This window comes from Streptomyces sp. H51, from assembly GCF_035656535.1.
Taxonomy (GTDB): domain Bacteria; phylum Actinomycetota; class Actinomycetes; order Streptomycetales; family Streptomycetaceae; genus Streptomyces.
In genome coordinates this window covers 98355-119418 of record NZ_JAYMHD010000069.1, presented here as the reverse complement: position 1 = coordinate 119418, position 21064 = coordinate 98355, and the positions used below count along the sequence as shown (strand labels likewise).

Annotated in this window: 15 protein-coding genes and 1 pseudogene; 7 read left to right on the top strand and 9 right to left on the bottom strand. The window is 73.7% G+C overall.

The genetic code is table 11. From position 1 onward, the window contains the following. Positions 1-306 precede the first annotated feature (306 nt). Positions 307-1563 (top strand): YncE family protein, encoded by a 1257-nt coding sequence (locus VKA29_RS24995; RefSeq protein WP_324788210.1) that lies wholly within the window; start codon positions 307-309, stop codon positions 1561-1563. Between the two features lie 54 nt (positions 1564-1617). Here VKA29_RS24995 and VKA29_RS24990 read toward each other — a convergent pair whose 3' ends face one another. Next, positions 1618-3471 (bottom strand): cellulase family glycosylhydrolase, encoded by a 1854-nt coding sequence (locus tag VKA29_RS24990; RefSeq protein ID WP_324788209.1) that lies wholly within the window; start codon positions 3469-3471, stop codon positions 1618-1620. A 92-nt stretch (positions 3472-3563) separates the two neighbouring features. Then, a complete protein-coding gene (locus VKA29_RS24985) occupies positions 3564-4064 on the bottom strand; it encodes a metallophosphoesterase (RefSeq protein ID WP_324788208.1) in 501 nt (166 codons plus the stop codon). A gap of 251 nt (positions 4065-4315) precedes the next feature. Here VKA29_RS24985 and VKA29_RS24980 point away from each other — a divergent pair, with 251 nt between their 5' ends. Together VKA29_RS24980 and rfbC are read left to right on the top strand one after the other, a co-directional pair. After that, positions 4316-6271 (top strand): glycosyltransferase family 2 protein, encoded by a 1956-nt coding sequence (locus VKA29_RS24980; RefSeq protein ID WP_324788207.1) that lies wholly within the window; start codon positions 4316-4318, stop codon positions 6269-6271. Positions 6272-6275: 4 nt separating this feature from the next. Further along, positions 6276-6944, top strand: coding sequence for a dTDP-4-dehydrorhamnose 3,5-epimerase (gene rfbC / locus VKA29_RS24975; protein ID WP_324788206.1), 669 nt, complete (start codon positions 6276-6278; stop codon positions 6942-6944). Here the strand turns inward: rfbC and VKA29_RS24970 are convergent. The 6 genes from VKA29_RS24970 to VKA29_RS24945 form a co-directional block, all read right to left on the bottom strand. Beyond that, on the bottom strand, positions 6934-7737 hold the full coding sequence (locus tag VKA29_RS24970; RefSeq protein ID WP_324788205.1) for a class I SAM-dependent methyltransferase: 804 nt from the start codon (positions 7735-7737) through the stop codon (positions 6934-6936). The genes rfbC and VKA29_RS24970 overlap by 11 nt on opposite strands. Continuing rightward, positions 7724-8605 carry a dTDP-4-dehydrorhamnose reductase gene (gene rfbD, locus VKA29_RS24965; protein WP_324788204.1) on the bottom strand — a complete coding sequence of 294 codons (882 nt, stop codon included), beginning with the start codon at positions 8603-8605 and terminating at the stop codon, positions 7724-7726. Before rfbD ends, VKA29_RS24970 begins: the two co-directional genes overlap by 14 nt. Further along, on the bottom strand, positions 8602-9585 hold the full coding sequence (gene rfbB / locus VKA29_RS24960) for a dTDP-glucose 4,6-dehydratase (protein WP_324788203.1): 984 nt from the start codon (positions 9583-9585) through the stop codon (positions 8602-8604). The genes rfbD and rfbB overlap by 4 nt, the downstream gene beginning before the upstream one ends. After that, positions 9582-10649: a glucose-1-phosphate thymidylyltransferase gene (locus VKA29_RS24955; protein WP_324788202.1), complete on the bottom strand. Its 1068-nt coding sequence runs from the start codon at positions 10647-10649 to the stop codon at positions 9582-9584. The genes rfbB and VKA29_RS24955 overlap by 4 nt, the downstream gene beginning before the upstream one ends. 119 nt (positions 10650-10768) lie before the next feature. Further along, a complete protein-coding gene (locus tag VKA29_RS24950) occupies positions 10769-10948 on the bottom strand; it encodes a hypothetical protein (protein ID WP_324788201.1) in 180 nt (59 codons plus the stop codon). 181 nt (positions 10949-11129) lie between these two features. Continuing rightward, on the bottom strand, positions 11130-13592 hold the full coding sequence (locus VKA29_RS24945; RefSeq protein WP_324788200.1) for a SpoIIE family protein phosphatase: 2463 nt from the start codon (positions 13590-13592) through the stop codon (positions 11130-11132). Positions 13593-13779: 187 nt separating this feature from the next. Between VKA29_RS24945 and lanKC the strand changes: the two genes are divergently transcribed. The 4 genes and pseudogenes from lanKC to VKA29_RS24925 all read left to right on the top strand — a co-directional run. Further along, positions 13780-16362: a class III lanthionine synthetase LanKC gene (gene lanKC / locus VKA29_RS24940; RefSeq protein ID WP_324788199.1), complete on the top strand. Its 2583-nt coding sequence runs from the start codon at positions 13780-13782 to the stop codon at positions 16360-16362. Between the two features lie 66 nt (positions 16363-16428). Further along, entirely contained in the window at positions 16429-16542 is a 114-nt protein-coding gene (locus VKA29_RS24935; RefSeq protein WP_324788198.1) for a SapB/AmfS family lanthipeptide, read from the top strand. Between the two features lie 104 nt (positions 16543-16646). Continuing rightward, positions 16647-18353 (top strand): ABC transporter ATP-binding protein, encoded by a 1707-nt coding sequence (locus VKA29_RS24930; protein WP_324788197.1) that lies wholly within the window; start codon positions 16647-16649, stop codon positions 18351-18353. A gap of 85 nt (positions 18354-18438) precedes the next feature. Continuing rightward, positions 18439-20166: pseudogene (locus tag VKA29_RS24925) on the top strand (ATP-binding cassette domain-containing protein); the annotation flags it as partial. Positions 20167-20454: 288 nt separating this feature from the next. Here the strand turns inward: VKA29_RS24925 and VKA29_RS24920 are convergent. Beyond that, positions 20455-21063, bottom strand: a complete 609-nt coding sequence (locus VKA29_RS24920) for a LuxR C-terminal-related transcriptional regulator (RefSeq protein WP_420718556.1) — start codon at positions 21061-21063, stop codon at positions 20455-20457. Position 21064 lies beyond the last annotated feature (1 nt).

The following is a 21064-nucleotide window of genomic DNA, read 5'->3' as shown; positions in this document are numbered from 1 at the left end:
ATCCCCGCCGCCCCTGAGGGCGGACGCGGGGCCGCGGCGTGCTTCCGCGCCCCCGGGACGGCTGACGTGGGCTCGGCGGGAGGGGTGGAGCGCCGGTCGAGGCGGAGCACCTCGCACTCGACCGCTCCGGAAGTCCGGCCGCCTCGGCCGGTCGGACGATTTTGTCGTGCACACAGTCTTGTGGAGCGGGGCTCCCCTTCCTTACTTTCCAGTAAGTACAAATCTGAACGTGCTTCATGTTCAGTGTGCGGCCGAGCCGCACTTCGGCATGCCCCCCGTCACCCCACTCCAGAGGAGAGAGCCGTCATGCCTGCCTTCAGAACCAGGCACCTTTGTTCCGTGGCCGCCGCCCTCGCCCTGACCGTCGCCGCCCCCGCGACCGCCGCCACGGCCGCCACGGACGCCTCCTCCGCCGGCCTGCGCGAGGTGCTGTTCGTCGGCAACAACTGGGACGGAACGGCCGACGTCATCAAGTCCACCGGTGACTTCGCCAAGGTCGGCCGGATCAATGTCGTACCCGACAAGAGCCAGCGGATGGCGGAGATCAACGCCGATCCGATCAAGTGGATCTACTTCATGGCGATCCGCAACGGCGTCGGCGAGGGGCACGACCAGTTCGCCGACGACATGTACTCCACGCCGGACGGCAACTCGGTCGTGGTGTCCCGGCCGAGTTTCGCCGACGTCGTGTCGATCGACCTGGCCACCGGGAAGATCAACTGGCGTTTCGCCGTGTCCGGTTACCGCAGCGACCACATGGCCGTCTCCCCCGACGGCACCCGGGTGGCGGTGTCGGCGTCGACCGCGAACACCGTGCACGTGCTGGACATCGCCACCGGCAAGCAGCTGGGCAAGTTCTCGACCGGGGACAAGCCGCACGAGAACATCTTCACCAAGGACGGCAAGTACATCTGGAACATGTCGATCGGCGACGTGAACACCTCGCTCGACGACCCGTCCGCGGACTGGACGAAGGGCGACCGGCACATCACGGTCGTGGACGCGACGACGTACAAGCAGGTCAAGGTCATCGACATGCGCGACCGGCTGGACGCCATCGGCCTGAAGAACTTCTCGGACGCGGTCCGTCCGGCGGTGTTCTCCCCCGACGAGTCCAAGCTGTACTTCCAGGTCTCCTTCTTCAACGGCTTCCTGGAGTACGACGTCGCCACCGACAAGATCACCCGGGTGAAGACGCTGCCGAAGAACCCGGCGACCAGCGAGGACCGCACCACCTGGGTGAACGACTCGCGCCACCACGGCATCTCGATGAGCCCGGACGGCGCCAAGCTCTGCGTCGCGGGCACGATGGACGACTACGCGACCATCGTCGACCGGGCCACCCTCCAGGAGGGCGAGCTGGTCACCGCCTCCAAGCCGTACTGGGCCACCGTCAGCGGCGACGGCAAGGACTGCATCGTCTCCGAGAGCGGCGCCGACCAGGTCACCGCCATCGACTTCGCCACCGGCAGGAAGACGGTGTCGGTCCCCGTCGGCGACCACCCGCAGCGGGTGCGCCTGGGCCATGTGCAGGCGGACTGGACGGGTCCGTCGGCGGGCTGACGAGCCGGCCGGCACGCGCGGGAGGTCCCGGGCCGGGCCCGGGACCTCCGTGCGTCAGAAGCGCGCCGCCGCCCAGGCCGACAGTTCCGACCGCGCCGCGCCCAGCAGCGCCGACGACGGCGCGGAGGCGCCGTCGGTCACCAGCGCGTAGTGCAGGACGCCCGCGTCGGAGTCGGTGAGCAGCAGCCGCCGGCTGCCCGTGCCGCCCGGTTCCGCGGCGACCGCGACGGGGGTCGACGTGGTGTACTCCGGCGGGGCGTGCACCGTGCCCAGGTCGGAGACCACGGTGGTGGCGGACGCGGGGAACGACGCCGGCAGGTGCAGTTCGGTGGGCGCCGAGCCGCCGCCCGAGCGCCACACCAGCAGCCCGTACCGCCCGGATCCCACGAGCTGGGCCACGTTCGGCAGCGAGGCCGGCACCGGGTTCCAGGTCAGGGTCGTGGAGCCGTCGCGGGAGCGGTCCTCGTAGGTGAAGGCGGCCGTCGCGCCGGAGGTGGCGCTCGGGTAGAGCCGGTCCAGCAGCCGGGCGTCCTGACGCGGCGTCACGGTGCCGGTGTCGTCGAGGCGGACGGCGGACAGGTCCTCGTCGTTCCAGGCGTCACCCGAGGTGAGCACCTTGCCGGTATTGCCGTTCATCGGCTCGTGGTGACGTCCGCTGTAGATGTCCCACTGCCACTGCGTGCCGGAGAGCACCGGACCGGAACTCGCCGGTTTCGACCACCAGTTCGCGCCCGGCACACGGGAGTCGAGCGCCTGGTACATCGCCTTGACGACGGTCGGCGCCTTGTCCGAGACCGTGCCGCTGAGCGGGTGCCCGAACTCGCTGACCACCGCGGGCGTCCCGGCGGCCGCGGCGCGGTCCCGGACCGCGCCGAAGTCGCTCGTGTACTGTCCGTCGGCCGCCTTGCCCCACATCAGGATCCCGGAGATCGCCTTCTGGTCGTAGAAGTGGGTGTTGAAGACGTAGCGGGCGCCGAGCGTGCCGGCGTCGAGCAGCCCGCCCTCCTGCTTCTGGGAGTCGATGTTGGCGTTCCAGAAGAGGTTGGGCTCGACGAAGGCCGGCTTGTCCTGCCAGCCGGCCGCGTCCATCCGGGCCCGGAACCGCTGGTAGAAGGGCCACAGCAGGTCCTTCTCCCAGGCGCGGCTGGTCTGGCCCGAGTCGTGGCTCCCGGCATACGGCTCGTTGTAGGGGTCGAAGCCGACGACGCCGGCGAACTCGGCGTCGCCGAGGTGCTGCTCGACGTACGCCATGGTCGTCTGCGCGGTGGCGAGGAAGGCGTCCTGCAGGCCGTGGGCGTTGTGCCAGAAGTCGTACTGCGCCTGCCGCACCGCCTTGTTCTGGGTGATGTTCTGGCCCCAGAAGAAGCAGATGCCGCAGGACTCCTCGGGGTACCCCCCGGCCGCCACGGCCCACTCGGGGGCGCCGTCGCCGGTGTACCAGCTGCCCTCGTCGAAGAGGTACCGGGAATAGAGGTCCTGGTGGAAGTCGGGGTAGACGCGGATGCCGGCGTCGAGGAAGGCGCGCATCTGGTCGGTGACGGCGGCCAGGTACCCGGTGTCGACCTGGCCGCGTGCGGGTTCGGCGTGGGCCCACGACAGCAGGAAGCGCACCGCGTTGCCGCCTCCCAGGGCGCGCAGCGCGGTCGCTGACCTCCGCGCGTCGGCGACGGAGGCGAAGGGCAGCCCGGCGTTCTCCTCCAGTTTGGTCTCGCCGGAGACGTTGTAGCCGCGCAGCACGATCTCGCGGCCGGTGCCGTCGACGAGACGGCCGTCGGCCACGGTCAGCGGCGTCCCGTCGAACCAGAGCGAGCCGGGAGGGCTCGCGGCGGCGGGCGGCGCACCCGTGGCCGTGACGGCTGCGCACAGGACCACCAGGGCGGCGAGCAGACGAGCGCGAATTTTTGGCATGTCCACTACAGTCGAGCGATGTCCGGGCGCGGTCAACACTGCTGACTCCACAGTAAGTCTGGACCCGCCCGGCCTGTACGTCCCGTCGGCGCCTACCCGGGGGGCAGCCGGCGCAGTTCCACCTCCGTCAGCCGGCCGTCGGCGACGGCGGCGGTCAGGTAGGTGCAGTACGGCTGCCGCCGGCGGTCGGTCGGGGAACCGGGGTTGAGCAGGCGCAGCCCGGTCGGGGCGGTGGTGTCCCAGGGGATGTGGCTGTGCCCGAAGACCAGCACGTCGAGGTCCGGGAACCGGGCGGCGCAGCGCGCCTCGCGCCCCCGCGCGGGTCCCGTCTCGTGCACGACGCCGAAGCGCAGACCGCCGAGTTCGGCGTACGCCACCTCGGGCAGCCGTGCGCGGAGCTGCGGCCCGTCGTTGTTGCCGTACACCCCGACGAGCCGGCGGCTGAGCCCCTCCAGCAGGTCGAGGGTGGCCGTGTCCACCCAGTCCCCGGCGTGCAGGACCACGTCGGCGCGCGGGACCTCGGCGAGGAGCTGCGCGGGCAGCCGCTTCGCCCGCCCGGGGAGGTGGGTGTCGGACATCAGGAGCAGACGCACGGGGGCAGACTAAGCCTGTCGTTCGGATCATCCCCCGGCGCCGCGGCGGCGCGCGGAGGGTCCCCCGGTCGGCCGAGTGGGACGCGACGTCCGGGATACTGGAACCTCCGGCCAGGACACAGGGCCGACGCGGCCCCGGCAGGCGCTCGCACAGCCGGTTCGGAGTGGGACGGGGCGCCCGGCGGGGTTAGCATCTGGCCACCCGTATCCGATCAGTCACGGCGAGTGAACCGAGGGGGCTCGGAAGCCCGATGCCGGTCAAGGTCAGCGTCATCATCCCCGTGTACAACCCGGGGACCTACATCGAGGACTGCATCGACTCGCTGTTGAGGCAGTCGCTGCCACCCGACGAGTTCGAAGTGATCTTCGTCGACGACGGCTCCACCGACGGCACCCCGGCCCGGCTCGACGCGCTCGCCGCCGAGGAGCCCCGGGTGAGCGTCATCCACCAGGAGAACTCCGGCTGGTCGGGCAAACCCCGCAACGTCGGCATCGCCGCCGCGCGGGGCGAGTACGTCATGTTCGTCGACAACGACGACCATCTGGGCCACGAGGCCCTGGAACGGATGTACGACTACGGCGTGGCCAACGGCGCCGACGTCGTCGTCGGCAAGATGGCCGGCCGCGGCCGGGCGGTCCCGGTGGAACTCTTCCGCCGCAACCGGCCCCGCGCCTCCGTCGCGGACGCCCCGCTCATCGACAGCCTCACCCCGCACAAGATGTTCCGGCGGGAGTTCCTGGACCGCATCGGCCTGCGCTTCCCGGAGGGACGGCGGCGGCTGGAGGACCACGTCTTCGTGACCGAGGCGTTCCTGCGCGCGGACAACGTGAGCGTGCTCAGCGACTACGTCTGCTACTACCACGTGCGCCGGGACGACTCCTCCAACGCCGGCTTCCAGCGTTTCGACCCCGTCGGGTACTTCGAGAACCTGCGGGAGGCCCTGGACGTCGTCGAGCGGTACACCGAGCCGGGGCCGCTGCGCGACGGCCTCTTCCGGCGCTGGCTGCGGGTGGAGATGGTGGAGCGGCTGCGCGGCCGCCGCTTCCTCGCCCAGCCCGACGACTTCCGGCGGGGGCTGTTCAAGGAGATCCACCACGTCGTCAAGGAACGCTTCGGCCCCGGCGTCGCCGCCGGACTGCAGCCCACGCAGCAGGTCGTCGCCGCGCTGATCGCCGCCGACCGCTACGACGACGTCGTCGCCTTCGCCGAGTGGGAGGCCGGCGTCGCCCTGTCGGCCGAGCCCGGCCGCCTCGCATGGACGGACGGCACGCTGCGGATCGAGTTCGCCGCCGAGTTCACCGCGGGCGGCACGCCGCTGCTGTTCCCGGGCGGCGCCGCGCCCGCCCCGCTGGACGGCGCTCCGCTGGACGTCGCCGAGGCGATCGCCTGGGTGTGCGCGGACTCCTTCGCCCGGTTCGGCACGGCCACCGCGGACCTGCTGCTGCGCGAACGCTCCACCGCCGCCCAGTACTTCCAGCCCGTCGAGCTCACCCGGGAGATCGTGCCGGCCGGGGACGACGGCACGCGGACCCGGCTGGTGCTGCGCGCGTCGGCCACCGTCGACCCGGCCGCGGCGGCCGGCGGCGAGCCGCTGCGCGGCGGGCTGTGGGACGCCCACGCCCGGGTGAGACTGGGCGGCTGGACCAAGGAGTGCCGTGTCGGGCCGGGTCCGCGCAAGGCCCGCGCGGCCGCGTCGGCGGGTGTCGTCGCGGGCCGGGTCGTGCTGCCGTACTGGACCGACCGGCACGGCGACCTCTCCCTGGACGTCGACCGGGCCGGCAAGCGCCTGGGGCTCGACCGCCTCTCCCCCGACGACACCGTCGTCTCCGGCGGCAGGCTCAGCGCCCCGGTGCCGCTGCACGTCCCCGGCGAGACCGCGGTGCTGCTGAGGTTCACCTCGCCGGACGCCTCCGTGGACGCGCCCGGCACCCTGTCACCGGCCGGGGAGGGGGCCCTGCTGGCGGCCGCGCTGCCGGTCGCGGACCTCGGCGGAGCCACCTGGCGCACCACCCTCTGCCCGGCCCCCGGCGCCGCCGAACCCCGCTTCCTGCCCCTTCCGCTGTCCCTGAGCGGCGACGGCCGGTCGGTCGGCGTGGTGCGCACCCCCCGGCCCGGCACGGTACGGCGGCTGGTCCGCGGGGCGCGGCGCATGCTCGCCGTCGCCCTGGGCAGGAAGTCGGACCGGCGCCGAGCGGGAAAGGCGTGACGGCGTGCGAGCACTGGAGATGACCGGCGCGTGGGTGCTGGAGCCGAAGGTCTTCCCGGACGAGCGGGGCACCTTCCACGAGTGGTACCGCGGCGAGGAGTTCCGCGAGGCCACCGGGTACGGCCTGTCGCTCGCGCAGGCCAACTGCTCCGTCTCCCGGCGGGGCGTGCTGCGCGGGGTGCACTTCGCCGACGTGCCGCCCGGACAGGCCAAGTACGTCACCTGCGTACGCGGCACCGTCCTCGACGTGGTCGTCGACCTGCGCACCGGCTCCCCCACCTTCGGGCGGTGGGACGCGGTGCGCCTCGGCGACGGCACCCACCACGCGGTGTTCCTCGCGGAGGGGCTGGGGCACGCCTTCATGGCCCTCAGCGACGACGCGACCGTGGTGTACCTGTGCTCGACCGGTTACGCGCCCGAGCGGGAACACGGCGTGCACCCGCTCGACGCGGACCTCGGCATCGACTGGCCCGAGGGCGTCACCCCGGTGCTGTCGCCGAAGGACGCCGAGGCCCCGTCGCTGGCCGAGGCCGAGCGGACGGGGCTGCTGCCGTCCTACGAGGCATGCGTCGCCCGGTACGAGGAGCTGCGCGGCAGGGCGTTCGGCGACCGACGGCGCGCGGCTGACGGCGAACCGGTCCGGCGGCCGGCGCCGAGGCGGTTCAGCGGCTGACGGCGAGCCGGTCCAGGGCCGTGCGCAGCGGCTCCCAGCCGCGGGAACGCCGCAGGCCGCGGTTGCGGGCCCGCACCAGCGGGCGCCAGAAGTCCGCTTCCAGCAGCGCCTCGGGCCGCACCGCCTGCACCCGTTCCAGGACCGCCTCCGGCACCTTCTGCGGGTCGGGGACGTCGTACTCGGCGATGATCTCGTCGTACTTGTCGTGCAGCACCCGGTTGCGGGGATCGGCGCCGAAGACGACGAGCTGCCCGGTGGGCCGCGTGTCGACGAGGACGGTGACCAGGTCGGGCCGGTAGCGGCCCAGGATCTCGGTGACCTTGTAGACGTCGCCGGTCCAGGCGGTGGTGTGCCGGTCGCGGGCCGCCTCGTCGACGCTGCGCGGCAGCATGTCGTCGAAGACGATCACGCTCGACCAGTCCGCGTGCTTCTCGACGTTCATGAAGTCGCGCAGGGCGTACTCGAACAGGTGCATGCCGTCGATGAACGACAGGTCCAGGGTGGTGCGCCGCCAGTAGCCGAACGGCGTGCGGCCGCGGCGCAGGTTGCGCAGCGGGTGGCGGCCGCCGCGCAGGTGCGCGAGGGGGTTGTCGCGGGCGAAGAAGTCGTCGCTGGTGGCCTTGACCAGGTGGACGTCGCACCGGATCTCGGTGACCACCTTGAAGGCCGGGTCGACGGCGATGCTGGGGACGCGCGACAGCCTCAGGCTGCGGCCGTCGTTGACACCGATCTCCAGGTAGTTGCGGTTCGCGCTGACCTTGTGCAGTTCCCGCAGGAACTCATGGCGTTTCACGAAGGGACTCCTTGCGGATGTGAGGCAGGGCTTCGTGCAGGGCGGCGCGCCAGTCGCGCAGCGGCGGCAGACCGAGTTCCCGCCACCGGCCGTGGGCGAGAACGCTGTACGCGGGGCGGGGCGCGGGCCGCGGGCAGGCCGCGCTGCCGACCGGGTGGATCCGGTCCGGGTCGGCGCCGAGCCCGTGGAACACCTCGCGGGCCAGGTCGTACCAGGTGGTCTCGCCGGAGCTGGTGGCGTGCAGGACACCGCTCGCTCCGCGGCCCACGAGCGGGCCGAGGTCGGCCACGCGTGCGGCGACGTCCGCGCTCCAGGTCGGCTGCCCACGCTGGTCGTCGACCACGTCGACGGTGGCGCTACGGGCTTCGAGATCCATCATGGTGCGCACGAAACTGCGGCCGTGGACCCCGTAGAGCCAAGCGGTCCGCACGATCACGCCGGTGTCCGGGAGTTCCTCCAGCACGGCGCGTTCGCCCGCGAGCTTGGTACGGCCGTAGGCGGTGCGCGGGGCCGGCGGGTGGTCCTCGGGGTAGGGGGTGGTCGCGTCGCCGGGGAAGACGTAGTCGGTGGAGACGTGGACCAGGCGGGCGCCGGCCGCGGCACAGGCGCGGGCCAGGTGGCGCGGGCCGTCGCCGTTGACGCGCAGCGCGCGGTCCTCGTCCGTCTCGGCGTCGTCGACCGCCGTGCAGGCGGCGCAGTTGACGACGACGTCGGGCCGGTGCGCGGCGATCGCGTCGGCGACGGCGTCGTACCGGGTGATGTCGAGGGCGCCGCGGTCCAGGCCCGCCACCCGCTCGCCGCGCCGGTCGAGCACGTCGGTCATGTCCCGGCCCAGCATGCCGCCGGCCCCCGTGACCAGCCACCTCATGACGTCTCCCGCAGCGCCGCGCGCCGTTTGAGCGGTTCCCACCAGGCGCGGTTGTCCCGGTACCAGGCGACGGTCTCGGCGAGACCGGCGGTGAAGTCGCGGCGCGGGCGGTAGCCGAGTTCGTCGCGGGCCTTGCTCCAGTCGACGGAGTAGCGCAGGTCGTGTCCCTTGCGGTCCGCCACGTGTTCGACCCGGTCCCAGTCGGCGCCGCACGCTTCGAGCAGCAGGCCGGTGAGTTCCCTGTTGGTCAGTTCGGTGCCGCCGCCGATGTTGTAGACCTCGCCGGGGCGGCCCTCGGCGCGGACCAGTTCCACGCCCGCGCAGTGGTCGTCGACGTGCAGCCAGTCGCGGACGTTGAGGCCGTCGCCGTAGAGGGGGACCTTCCTGCCGTCGAGGAGGTTGGTGACGAACAGCGGGACGATTTTCTCGGGGAACTGGTGCGGGCCGTAGTTGTTGGAGCAGCGGGTGACCCGCACGTCCAGGCCGTGGGTGCGGTGGTAGGCGAGCGCGAGCAGGTCGGAGGACGCCTTCGAGGCGGAGTAGGGGGAGTTGGGCCGCAGTCGGGCCTCCTCCGTCGTGGCCCCCGTCCCGACGGATCCGTAGACCTCGTCGGTGGAGATGTGCACGAAGGTCTCCACCTCGTGCCGCAGGGCCGCGTCCAGCAGGGTCTGGGTGCCCACCACGTTGGTCAGCACGAAGTCCTGCGCCCCGGTGATCGAGCGGTCCACGTGGGACTCGGCGGCGAAGTGCACGACCTGGTCCGCGTCGGCCATGAGCTTTTCGACGAGCTCGGCGTCACGGATGTCGCCCTGCACGAACCGCAGACGGGGGTGGTCGAGATCGAGGTTGTCGAGGGTGCCGGCGTATGTGAGCTTGTCCAGCACGGTGATCCCGGGCGCGCCCGGGCCGTCGTCGTCGAGCAGGGAACGCACGTAGTGGGAGCCGATGAAGCCGGCGGCGCCGGTGACGAGGAGATTCATGTGTGGATCTGCACCTTGCTGTGGTCGCCGAGGACGAGTCGGTGGGCACTGGGCACGCTGGGGGCGGGCGTCACCTCGACGTGTCGGCCGATCAGCGAGTTCTCGATCCGGCCCACCCCGCTGATCGAGGAGTCGCGCAGCACGATGGAGAACTCCAGCTCGCTGTCGGTGATGCGGCAGTTCTCCGCGACGGAGGTGAAGGGGCCGACGTAGGAGTCCTCGACGACGGTTCCGGCGCCGATGACGACGGGGCCGACGAGGCGTGAGTTCACCACGTGTGCCCCCTCCTCGACCACCACCCGCCCCACCGTCTCCGACGCCTCGTCGACGTCGCCGTCGATGCGCCGCTCGACGCCTTCCAGGACCGTCCGGTTGACCTCGAGCATGTCGACGACGTTCCCGGTGTCCTTCCAGTAGCCCTCGATGACGGTGCTGCGCACGTCGGCGTGCTGGTCGATCAGGTGCTGGATGGCGTGGGTGATCTCCAGCTCCCCGCGCCAGGAGGGACGGACGGCGCGCACCGCGTCGTGGATCGCGGGCGTGAACAGGTAGACGCCGACCAGCGCGAGGTCGCTCTTGGGATGTCGGGGTTTCTCCTCCAGGCGCACCACCTGGCCGTCGGCGTCGAGTTCGGCGACGCCGAAGGAGCGGGGGTCCGCCACTTTGGTCAGCAGGATCTGCGCGTCCGGCCGGTTCCCCCGGAACTCGTCGACGAGGGCGGTGATGCCGCCGACGATGAAGTTGTCGCCCAGGTACATCACGAAGTCGTCGTCGCCGAGCCAGTCCCGCGCGATGAGCACCGCGTGGGCCAGACCCAGGGGCTTCTCCTGGGGGATGTAGGTGACCTTCAGGCCGAACTCGGAGCCGTCGCCGACCGCTTCCCGGATCTCGGCGGCGGTGTCCCCGACGATGACGCCGACCTCGGTGATCCCGGCGTCCGCGATGGACTCCAGTCCGTAGAAGAGCACGGCCTTGTTGGCCACGGGCACGAGTTGTTTGGCCGACGTATGCGTGATCGGCCTGAGTCGTGTACCAGCACCGCCTGACAGCACGAGAGCCTTCATCTGCTTCACCATAGCCGCGATCCCGGCAAGCGGATCGCGGCAGGTGTGGCCGATTCGTTACGGCCGTGCCGCGCCGGGGCGCCCTACGGCGGCGGTGACGCCTGCCGTCCGGGGTGTGTTCAGTCCTCGCCCCGCACTATGTTCCAGTCCGGGCCGAGTTGCGCCGTCCGGGTGGGACTGCCGTCCACGACGGCCGGGACGCAGGTCCGCACGACCCTCTTCCCGCGCAGGCGGCGGGCTTCGCGCCAGCCGGTCTCGGGATCGCGGTCGACGGGCTTGTCACTGGTCTGCGACGTCACGGCACTTCATCTTCCTTCTGCTGCGGGTTCTGCCTCCCCGCCCGCACGGGGCCGGGGCCCACCGCTCGTGCGCGGTGTCCTGACGAGTCCCCGGCAGGGATTCGGCCAAACGCGGCACACGGACCCCACAGGCCCCAGGTGGGGACCTTCAGCCGCCGGTACGGCGGCGGCCGCCTCCGGGTCACGGACCGCCGACCGCGAGTTCCGCCCACACCTGTTTGCCGCCGCTGACCGGCACGGTCCCCCAGGACAGCGACATCGCCTCGACGAGGAGGATGCCGCGCCCGCCGGTGGCCTCCCAGCCGATGCTGGTCGGCTTGACGGGGGTGCGGGGGGAGGAGTCGGTGACCGAGACGCGCAGCCGCCCACCGAGCAGCGTCAGGTCGAGGCGGACACGGCCGTCGGTGTGCACGAGGGCGTTGGTGACGAGTTCGGAGACCACCAGCAGGGCGGTGTCCAGCTCGTCCCGCGACAGGCCCCAGACGCGCAGGGTCCGCCGGGTGAAGCGGCGGGCGTGTCCGGCGGCCTCCGGCACGCGCCAGACCGTCCATGTCTCGCGCAGCGGGCGCAGGGCCATGCCGTCGTAGCGCAGCAGGAGCAGGGCTACGTCGTCGGCCCGGTGGGCGCCGCCGAGCAGGGCGTCGGCGACGGGGCCGAGATCGCCGGGGTCGCAGGCGGCGAGTTCGCGGGCGAGGCGGGCGAGGCCCACGTCGATGTCGGAGTCGGCGGACTCCACGAGACCGTCCGTGGTCAGGGCGATCACCGTCCCGGGCTGCAGCCTGAGCGGGCTCATCGGGAACCGGGCCTGCGTGAGCACCCCGAGCGGCGGTCCTCCCTCGGCGTCCGGGACCTCGGCGTGGCCGTCCGGGTGCCGCAGCACCGGCGGCAGGTGTCCGGCGCGGACGTACCAGGCGGCGCCCTCCTCCAGGTCGATGTCGACGTAGGCGCAGGTGGCGAAGAGGTCGGTCTCCAGGTCGGCCAGCAGGCGGTTGGCGTGCGAGACGACGACGTCCGGCGGGTGGCCCTCGACGGCGTAGGCACGCAGCGCGGTGCGCATCTGGCCCATGAGGGTCGCGGCGGCGGTGCTGTGGCCCTGGACGTCGCCGATGACGAGGGCGACGTGGTTGTCGGGCAGCGGGATCACGTCGTACCAGTCGCCGCCCACCTCCAGGCCGGCCGTGGCGGGCAGGTAGCGGGCGACCGCGACCGCGCCGGGCAGCGGGGGCAGGCGGCGGGGCAGCAACTGGCGCTGGAGCATGCCCACGAGTTCGTGTTCGGCGTCGAAGGCGTGGGCGCGCAGCAGGGCCTGCCCGGCGAGGCCGGCGGAGGCGGTGAGCAGAGCGCGTTCGTCGGGGCTGAAGTCGTGCGGGGCGTCCCAGCCGATCAGGCAGGCGCCGGCCATCCGGTTGCCGGCGGGCAGCGGCAGTACGGCGAGGCCGCCGGGTCCGATGCCGGCGAGGGCGGCCTCCAGGGCGGTGCCCGCGGGCCAGATCCGGGTGCGGCCCTCGCGCAGCGCGGCGGCCAGGGTGGGCATGGCGCGCACGGGGGCGTCGGGCCATTCCGAACGCCACTCCAGCCGCCACAGCTCCGGCCAGGACTCCGGTTCGGGCGGGTCGAGGACGGTGACCACGAGCCGGTCGCCCTCCAGTTCGGCCAGCGCGATCCGGTCGGCCCGCAGCGGCTTGCGCAGGGCGGCCACCACGGCCTGGCCGACGTCGCGGACGGTGCCGGCGGTGGCCAGGGCGGCGGCCAGCCGCTGGACCCGGGCGACGTCGGTGACGTCGGAGCGCAGCGTGGAGGCGTCCACGACCGTGCCGGCGAACCGGACCGGACGGCCGTCCCCGCCGGACAGCAGCCGCCCGCGCAGCCGCAGCCACTTCGGCGGGCCTTCGGGCTGCAGCACCCGGAACTCCAGCTCGCGCTCGACGGCGGGCAGGTGGTCGGCCTCCACCACGGACATCAGCGCCGGGAGGTCCTCCGGCACGGTCAGTCCGAGCAGCGTCTCGGCCTTGCCGTCGAACTCCTCCCGGGTCAGGCCGACCAGTTCCAGGATGCCGTCGCCGACCTCGATCCGTCCGGTGTCCGTGGCGAGGACGAACGCCCCCGGCGGCAGCGCCCCGGCCTCCGCGGCCTGCTCGGGGGCGGGCAGGGCGACGGCCTCGGCGACCAGCTCCAGGGTGCGGCGGTCCTCGTCGCCGAAGCCCCCGGGCCGGTCGCTGACGGCGACCAGGCAGCCGCCGCCCCCGCCGTCGCCGGGCACCGGCAGCACCGCCGCGTGGAACTCGGGCGACGGCGTGCGCCGGAAGTCGGCGCACTCGGCGAGTTCCACGGGCCCGAGGAACACCGGGCGGCCGGTGCGGTGGACGTCGGCCACCGGGGAGCGGCCGACGCGGGGGTAGCCGTCGCGGAGCCCGAACAGGGTCCCGGGCACGCCCACCGACTCGGCCAGGCACAGCAGGTCGCCGTCCTCGGACGGGGCGTACACGGCGGCGAACGCCGCCCCGGCGAAGACGAGCGCCTGCTCCAGTACGCGGCGTACCCGTTCGGGCACGTCCCGGCCGGTGGTGAGCACCTTCAGGGCACCTTCGGCACGCAGGCTTCCGGTTCTGCGTTCCGCAGCGCCCTCACTGACCACGTTCGTCATTACAGCGCGTATCCGGCGCCCGCGCAGCCCCCGTGAACGTTCCGCAGGGCGTCCCGCGCCCCCGGCGCTCGAACAGACCGAACACGTCTTGACCCGTGCGTATCGCACCGTGGACTCGTGACAGGCGTGACTGTCGGGCCCGTCGGCCGGCTGGAAGTCTCGACACCGGCCCACCAAGGGGGGATCGATGGACAAGCGGTACGAGGTGTACGCGCTCGCCGACAGGCACTTCTACGAGACGCCGGACCGGCTGTCCGCGGCCGGGCAGGACACGGCGCTGTACGAGACGGCCCGCCGCGAGGTGCCCGAGGGCTGGGACGCGGCGCGGATCGGCGACTGGCTGACACTGACGCCGCGGGCCGCGGACGGGGGCCCGCTCGCGGGCCCGGCGCAGGGCTGGAAGATCCACGCCTCGGCGACCCGGGAGAACGCGGAGCGGATCGCCGGCATCGTGTGGGACTACTGCGTGCCGCGCCGGATCCCCTTCAAGTTCGTGCCGGGGCCGCACCTGCTGCACCTGCGCAACGCCAAATACGCGGGACGCGACACGAGCGGCAAGTTCGTCACCGTCTACCCGGCCGACGAGGAGCAGCTGCACCTCGTGCTGCGCGAGCTGGGCAAGCTGCTGGAGGGCCTGGAGGGCCCGTACATCCTCACCGACCTGCGCTGGTACGACGGTCCGCTGTACGTCCGCTACGGCGCTTTCGCGCGCACCTTCGTCGTCGACGAGCGGGGATCGCTGGTGCCGGCGGTGCGGGACGGCGCGGGACGGACGGTGCCGGACCGGCGGGCGCCGTCGTTCCAGGTGCCGGAGTGGGTGACGCTGCCGTCGTTCCTGGAGCCGCATCTTCAGGCCCGCAACACCACGACGGTGGGCGAGCTTCCGTACCGGATAGAGAAGGCTCTGCACTTCTCCAACGGCGGCGGGGTGTACGTGGGCACCGACACCCGGGACGGCCGGAAGGTCGTGCTCAAGGAAGGCCGGCCGCACGCGGGGCTGGCCGCCGACGGGGCGGACGCGATTGCCCGGCTGGAGCGGGAGAAGCAGGCGCTCGAGCAGGCGGCGGGCACCGGCGTGGTCCCGGAGGTGCGGGACTGGTTCATGCTGGGCGACCACCGGTTCCTGGTGATGGACTTCCTGGAGGGGCGCCCGCTCAACTCCTTCTTCGCCCTGCGCCATCCGCTGCTCTCGCCCGAACCGGACCCGGACGCGGTCGCCGCGTACACGCGGTGGGCGGTGCGTACCCACCGGGCGGTGGAGCGGGCGGTGGAGGCGCTGCACGCGCGCGGGGTCGCCTTCAACGACCTGCACGTCTTCAACATCATGGTCGCCCCGGACGAGGAGTCGGTGCACCTGATCGACTTCGAGGCGGCCGCACCGGTGGCGGAGGGCGCCCGCCAGATCGTCGCCCACCCCGGCTTCTTCGCCCCGCCCGACCGGACCGGCACCGACATCGACCGTTACGCGCTGGCGTGCCTGCGGCTCGCCCTGTTCCTGCCGGTCACGACGTTGTTCGTGGTGGACCGCGGGAAGGCGGCCCACCTCGCCGAGGTGATCGCGGAGCAGTTCCCCGACGTGCCCGCCGGCTTCCTGGACGAGGCCGTCGCGGAGATCACCCGGGGCGCGGTCGTGGGGTCGCCGGCGTTCGTGCGGCCGGGCGACTGGCCGCACAGCCGGGACTCGATGGTGAAGGCGATCCTCGCCTCGGCCACCCCGGAGCGCGAGGACCGGCTGTTCCCGGGAGACATCGCCCAGTTCTCCGACGGCGGCGGGCTCGGGCTGGCGCACGGCGCGGCCGGTGTGCTGTACGCGCTGGCCCGGGGCGGTGCGGAGCGGTACGAGGAGGGCGAGCGCTGGCTCCTGGCCCGCACCGAGCCGGCCCCGCCCGGCACGCCGCTCGGCCTGTACGACGGCCTCGCGGGTGTCGCCCACGTCCTGGACCTGCTCGGTCACCGGCAGCGGGCCCTGGACATCGTCGACGGCATCCTCGCCGAGCGGTGGCAGAACCTGTCCTCCGACCTGCACGGCGGCCTCGCCGGGCTGGGGCTGGTCCTCGGGGAACTCGCCCGCCGCACGGGCGAGCCGGAGCTGCGGGAACGGGCGGCCGAGGCCGCGCGGATCCTGGTGCGACGGCTCGGCGAGCCGGTCGCCGAACGGCGGCGGGCGGGACTGCTGCGCGGCGCGAGCGGCCAGGCTCTGTTCCTGCTGCGGCAGTACGAGCGGACCGGCGAGCGGGACCTGCTGGACGCGGCCGCCGTCGCCCTGCGCCGGGACCTGGACCTGTGCGTCGTACAGAAGAACGGCAGCGGCCTGGAGGTCGACGAGGGCTGGCGGACGCTGCCGTACCTCGGAGACGGCAGTGCCGGCATCGGCATGGTCCTCGACGACTACCTCGCGCACGCCGCCGACGACGGGTTCGACAAGGCCCGGGCCGGCATCCTGACCGCGGCCACGTCCCGCTTCTACGCGCAGTCCGGACTCTTCCAGGGCCGCGCCGGGATGATCCTGCACCTCAGCCGCACCACGCACCCGGACGCCACCGACCGGCGCCGCGCCGAGCAGATCGACGCACTCGGCTGGTACGCGATGGCGTACGAGGGCCAACTGGCCTTCCCCGGCAACCAGATGATGCGGCTGTCCATGGACCTCGCCACCGGAACGGCAGGGTGTCTGCTCGCGCTCGCGGCGGCCCTCGACGGCGAGACCGAGGCACACCTGCCGTTCCTGCCGCCCCTGCGGCGGCCCACCGAACGCGGCTCCGCGATCTGACGGAGTCGTGACACAACCCCGTCCCCATCAAGGGATTCAAGGGTCAACCCGATGAAAGGAAACCCCATGGCACTGCTCGACCTGCAGACGATGGAGTCCGAGGAGCGCACCGACGGCGGCGCGAGCACGGTGAGCCTGCTCTCCTGCGTGAGCGCCGCGAGCGTTCTGCTCTGCCTCTGACGCGACCCAGCGCCTGAGGCTCCGGGCGGTCCGCTCCCGCGGGGAGGGGACCGCCCGGGGTCCTGCGCGCATTCCTGCGATCCCGGATGCGAGGCCGCGGCCGTATGACCACTCGTGCCGAGGACGGGCACGCCCCCGACGTGACGCGCCCGGCCACCCGCCACAGCGCGGCCCGCTGCGTGGCCCTGTGCCTGGTGAGCGTGGCGGCCACCGGTGGCGGACTGCTGCTGCCGGCCGCGCTCGGCCGGACCCTGGACCTGCTGCTGGCGCACACCCCGGCGACCGGCTGGGTGCTCGCCTGCGCCGGGCTGGTGCTGCTGCTGGCGCTGCTCGACGCCTGCCAGAGCGTGCTCGCCGGCACCGTCGACGCCCGTACCACCGCCTGGCTGCGCCGCCGGCTGACCGGCCATGTGCTGGCGGTGGGCCCGCGGGCCGCCGACCGTTTCGGCTCCGGCGACCTGGTGGCGCGGCTCGTCGGCAACGCGGCGCAGGCCGGGACGGCTCCGGCCGCCCGGGCGGCGCTGCTCGCCGCGCTCGCCGGGCCCCTCGGGGGGATGGCGGCGCTCGGCCTGATCGACCCGTGGCTGGTGGTGGTGTTCCTCGCCGGGGCGCCCGTGCTCACGCTGCTGCTGCGGGTGTTCACCCGGGACACCACCCGCTGTGTGGCCGACTACCAGCGGGTGCAGGGGCGGATCGCGTCCGCGCTCGCGGAGGCCGTCGCCGGTCACCGCACGATCCGGGCGGCGGGCACGGAGGACAGGGAGGCGGCACGGGTGCTGCGACCCCTGCCCGAACTGTCCGACGCCGGACACCGCATGTGGCGGGTGCAGGGCCGGGCCGCCGCCCAGGCGGTCGCCGTGGCGCCGCTGCTGCAGCTCGGCGTCGTCGCCGTGGCCGGGGTGCTGCTCGTGCGGCACCGGCTGTCGGTCGGCGAGGTGCTGGCCGCCTCCCGGTACGCGGTGCTGGCGACCGGCGTCGGCATGCTCGTCGGGCAGTTCGCGAGCCTGGCCCGGGCCCGGGCGGCCGCCGACCGCCTCGGCGAGGTGCTCGCACAGCCCGCCCCCGTCCACGGCTCGCGCCGGCTGCCGGACGGGCCGGGCCGGCTGGAGCTGCGCGGCGTGACCGCCCGGCGCGGCGGGCGCACCGTGCTCGACGGGGCCGACCTGGTCGTGCCGGGCGGGACGACCCTCGCGGTCGTCGGCCGCTCGGGGGCGGGCAAGTCGCTGCTCGCCGCCCTGGCCGGACGCCTCGACGATCCCGAGGCTGGCGAGGTCCTCCTGGACGGGGTGCCGCTGCGCGAGCTGACCCACGAGGAGCTGCGCCGGGCCGTCGGCTTCGCCTTCGAGCGGCCCGCGCTGCTGGGCGCCACGGTCGAGGACGCGATCGGCCTCGGCCTCGCCGCCCCCTCCCCCGCGCGTATCCGCGAGGCCGCCCGCGCGGCCTGTGCCGACGACTTCGTGCGCCGGCTGCCGAACGGGTACGCCACCGCCTGCGCCGACGCGCCCCGCTCCGGCGGGGAGTCCCAACGCCTCGGTCTGGCAAGGGCGTTCGCGCACGATGGGCGGCTGCTGATCCTCGACGACGCGCTCTCCAGCCTGGACACCGTCACCGAGGCCCGGATCACCCGGGCGTTGCTGGACCGCGGCTCGGGCGGTACCCGGCTGCTGGTCGCCCACCGCGCCGCGACCGCGGCCCGCGCGGACACGGTGGCCTGGCTGGACGCGGGCCGGGTGCGAGCGGTGGGCCCGCACGCGCGGCTGTGGCTACTGCCGGAGTACCGGGCGGTGTTCGCGGACGGGACGACGGAATGACGAACGGCGATGCGGCCGATGGCGAGATGACGGACGTCCAGCTGACTGGCGATCAGGTGAGGGAGGTCAGGTGACGGACCGCCAGATGGGGGACGGCCAGGTGAGGGGCGACGGGACGACGGACGGCGGAGTGACGGACTGCGGGACAGCGACCGGCAAAGCAACCAGCCACGAGACGGCGACCGGCCGGGCGGCGGGCGGCGGGGTGTGGGCGCGCGGGCTGCGGTTCCTGCGTGCTCGCCGGCGGCTCGTGGCACGGCTCGGCATGTGGTCGGCGCTGGAGACGGCGCAGACCTTCCTCACCGGCTACGCCCCGGCGCGCGCCCTCGACGAGGGATTCCTGCGGGGGCGCGCGGACGTCGGGCTCGCCTGGCTCGGCGCGGCCGGGCTCGGCGTCGTCCTCGGCGCGTACGGCACGGCACGCGTCTACGCGGCCGTGGCGGCGCTCGTCGAGCCGCTGCGGGACCGCCTGGTGCGGCGGGTCGTCGAACGCGGGGTGCGCCGGGCGGACGGCGCGGCGCTGTCCGGACTCACCCAGCAGGTGGAGATCGCGCGGGACACCTTCGCCGGGCTGGTGATGGTGTCGCGGGCGTTCGTGTTCACGGCCGCGGGCGCGCTCGTCGGCCTGTTCTCGCTCGCCCCGGTGCTGCTGCTGGTCGTAGGTCCTCCACTGGCGGCCGGCGTGGCCCTGTTCGCGGCGACGCTGCGCCCGCTGGCTCGCCGGCAGGAGGCGTTCCTGGCCGCCGACGAGGCCCTCGCCGCCCGGCTGGGCGAGGTCTGCCCCGGGCTGCGGGACATCACGGCGACGGGAGCACAGGCGCGGATCGCCGCCGACACCGGCACCCGGGTGGAGGCCGAGCTGCGGGCCGCCCGCTCCCTCGCCCGCTTCGGCGTGCTGCGGGTGGCGTCCCTCGCGGTCGGCGGGCAGCTGCCGATCGTGCTGCTGCTCGCCGCGGCGCCCTGGCTGCTGGCGCACGGCGTGACCACGGGCGCCCTGGTCGGCGCGCTCGCCTACGTCACCCAGTCCCTGCTGCCCGCCCTGCGCAACCTGGTCCACGGTCTGGGCACCAGCGGCTCCCGTCTGACGGTGGTGCTGCGCCGGCTGACGACACCCGACAGCCGCGACGCGCCCGATGACGGCCCGATCACCGCCGACGACGGCCGGATCACCGCCGACGACGGCCCGATCGCCCCCGACGACGGCCGTGTCACCCCCGACGACGGCCGTGTCACCCCCGACGACGGCCGGATCGCCCCCGACGACGGCCGTGTCACCCCCGACGGCCCTGCCGTCCCCGGCGCACGCGCGGACTCCGACGGGAGCGAGGCCGGTTCCAGGGGCTCCGGCCGCCCCGGCAGCACCGTCCCCGGCCCCGCTCCCGTCCCCGCCCTCGCCCTCTCCTCCGTCGCCTTCGCCTACGGCCCCCGGGCCGCGCCGGTGATCGACGGCCTCGACCTGGAGCTGCCCGCCGGCTCCCACCTGGCCGTCGTCGGGCCGAGCGGAATCGGCAAGTCCACGCTCACCGCCCTGGTCGCGGGAGTGCTGGAGCCGAGCCGCGGCACGATCAGCGTGCTCGGGCATCCGGTGCCCTCGGCGGCGGCCGCGGCCCGCCGGGTGCTCATCCCGCAGCAGGCGTACGTGTTCACCGGCACCCTGGCCGACAACCTCGGGCACCTGCGCCCGCGGCCCGTGTCCGAGCGCGAGCTGCTCGCGGCGGCCGACGCGGTCGGGCTGATGCCGCTCGTCGAGGCGCTCGGCGGCCCCGACGCCGAGGTGGACCCGGCCGCGCTGTCCGCCGGCCAGCGCCAGCTGATCGCGCTGACCCGCGCCTACCTGTCGCGGGCCCCGCTCGCCCTGCTCGACGAGGCCACCTGCCATCTGGATCCGCCGGCCGAGGAACGCGCGGAACGCGCCTTCGCCGACCGGCCGGGCGGCACGCTGATCGTGGTGGCCCACCGCATCAGCTCGGCCCGGCGCGCGGACCGCGTACTCGTGATGGACGGCCGGGAGACCGCGTACGGGACCCATGACGAGCTGCTGCGCTCCTCGGAGCCGTACCGCGAGCTGGTCGGCAGCTGGGGGCCCGCGCCCGACGGCCGGTCACAGCCAGCCCTCCCCCTGGGATATGCGGATGGCGTCGATGCGGTTGCGGGCGCCGGTCTTGCGCGTGATGGCCGCCATGTAGTTGCGCACGGTCCCGTGCGACAGGTGGAGGCTTCCGGCGATCTCCGCGATGGAGGCCCCCGCGGCGGCGAGTGACAGCACGCTCAGCTCCCGCCGGGTCAGCGGCATCTCCGCGGCCTTGAGGAAGCCGAAGCCGAGCGAGTCGTCGACGAAACGTTCCCCTCGGGCGACCCGCCGTATGCCGTGCACCAGGCGGTGGGGCGAGCCGCCCTTGTCGACGTAGCCGAGCGCGCCCGCCTCGGCCGCCCGCTTCAGCAGACCGGGCCGGTGCGCGCTGGCGAGCACGAGCAGGTTCGGGGCCGGTCGGCCCGGCAGCTCCGGGCGCAGGTCCCCGAGCTGCGGCGGAGCGGCGGAGTCCGAGGATTCCAGGTCCGCCGCGCAGACCTCGGGCCGCAGGGCCCGTACCCGCCCCGGGGCGCTGTGCCACGGCGCTTCCTCCACCGTCAGGTCGGGTTCCCTCCGTAACCACTCCGCAAGGATCGATCGCACCAGACACGCGTCGTGCACCAGAAGTACCCGGATCACT